This window comes from Wolbachia endosymbiont of Pentidionis agamae, assembly GCF_036711655.1.
Classification (GTDB): Bacteria; Pseudomonadota; Alphaproteobacteria; order Rickettsiales; family Anaplasmataceae; genus JAZHPY01.
Map to the genome: position 1 here is coordinate 1 of NZ_JAZHPY010000123.1, position 1,773 is coordinate 1,773.

Genomic DNA, 1,773 nt, shown 5'->3' on the forward strand with positions numbered 1-1,773 from the left:
AGTTACTATAAAATAGCCAAATTAGAGCCTCAGCAAAAAATATTTCGCTGATATGGTAAGCAGTGCTTAAGCATTCGCTGTGCCAAATTTCATCGAAATCGGAGAAGGACACTTGGGAACCTTTGGTAGTCAGAGTGACTTATATTATATTTCCAGGTATAACGTTGGTAATCATTAATTTGCTGCTCACTGCTTTAACGTTTATTTCATTTCGAAATACAAAAGCTTTTCGAAAGAAGAAAAACTTAAAGACCAGCAATAAATACGATAACATAAATTAGCAGCTTATATGAGACCAGGTTTAATCAGCGGTTTTGTTCAAATGCTTTACTATTTTGGCCGAAAAACCAACGAGAAGATAATTGGTGATTTAACTTTAATGTTGTCCACGTTAAAAGAAATGTATCTGTTCGTCGCTTTCACGGCAAATAAAGCAACATTTGATTACGTAGAGAATGCCTGGAAATAGAAGACTGATTCCATTAGTAACATAAAACTCCCATCAACTGTTTCGATAAGCTTTGATTTTAAAAATTTGTTTGATAATAAACACCTGGCTATTATTACGTCATACTATTCATCATTAATTATCTTTTGCTGAAATTATCTTTCGCTGAAATTATCTGTAACTTGTAACGTATAATGCTTTGAAGAGCTAGGAAAGTGGCACTATCAAATGAATAATTAATTGTAAGCAATGTCTTGTACTGTCGCTTACAGTCCGCAACAACGTTTGAATAATTTACACTTAATACTTATAAAATTGATTATTATCATCGAACGCTAAGAGCAATTTTTTGTTGTTTACAAAACAGATGAGATTATATTATTTATGTCAGAGATGTTATTCTTATGAACATATATAGTATAGAAATGTGAGTTTTTATTTAATTAGTTGAAAAAAATGTAATGTTATTGAAAATAGTTTTGCAATGATACGACTGATTAATTCTAAATATCATTTGAAACAGTTACGATAAGAAACGAATTACACATAAAGAATATTTCAATAAAGTCGAATTTTAAACGCGACTGTTCCCCTACAAATGTGACATTTCGAAAGACGCTCAACGCAAATTGAACAGCAACAGTGACCGCAGCGAAATGCAACTGATTTCTGTCTGTCTTCACATATTTGACACAATGCAATTGATTCGAGACTCTTAATCCTCTCGTTTAATTGTTTGCTCTCTTCTTTATTAAAGTTGACAACGGATTATATTTGGCAGTAGTAATCACCATCTTTATACACTTTTCGTTTCGAGCCGGCGTTTGCATCTTTTATTCTTTTTATCTCTTTTTCCAACCCACTCTTTTCACGACTTTTGGCTAAAAGTTTGCGACGATTCAAAGCTTTGGTTCGGTTAATATGGTTTTCCATTTTCTTGATTTCTTTTTCCTTTTCGATCACACGCGATTGCAGACTGTTTATGTCGTCGTTTTTTAATTTCAAGCATAGTTCTAAACTGGCATTCGAACCTTTTAATCGTGAAACTTCTCTTTTAAACAATGCTTCAGTTTCGCGCAGTTCGTTGACAATTGACGCTATGCGTGAAGCGAAAGGTGATGTATTTAATGCATTTGTAACCAACGCGTTGTTCACCTCTTCTAACAATTTCTTCAAACTATTTGTTTCATACATTAAAACAGAATTTGAATTACGATTTTTTGATCTGCGATTCAAATAAACTGAAAGCATCGTCTTTGCATTTACAAACTTTTCGTTATCATCAGGAATCAACTGAAACGGAGTTTTGCCATATTTGTTCTTTG

3 protein-coding genes are annotated in these 1,773 nt (G+C 32.8%); 1 reads left to right on the top strand and 2 read right to left on the bottom strand.

Features of this window, described 5'->3' with window-relative positions:
• The first annotated feature begins 289 nt into the window (after nucleotides 1–289).
• On the top strand, nucleotides 290–469 hold the full coding sequence (locus V6U76_RS05200; RefSeq protein ID WP_333024077.1) for a hypothetical protein: 180 nt from the start codon (nucleotides 290–292) through the stop codon (nucleotides 467–469).
• A gap of 537 nt (nucleotides 470–1,006) precedes the next feature.
• Here V6U76_RS05200 and V6U76_RS05640 read toward each other — a convergent pair.
• The gene (locus V6U76_RS05640; RefSeq protein WP_408647436.1) at nucleotides 1,007–1,144 is read right to left on the bottom strand and encodes an RING-HC finger protein; all 138 of its coding nucleotides are present in this window, start codon (nucleotides 1,142–1,144) and stop codon (nucleotides 1,007–1,009) included.
• Between the two features lie 72 nt (nucleotides 1,145–1,216).
• On the bottom strand, nucleotides 1,217–1,773 hold a 557-nt coding region (locus tag V6U76_RS05205; RefSeq protein ID WP_333024079.1), incomplete at its 5' end, for a hypothetical protein.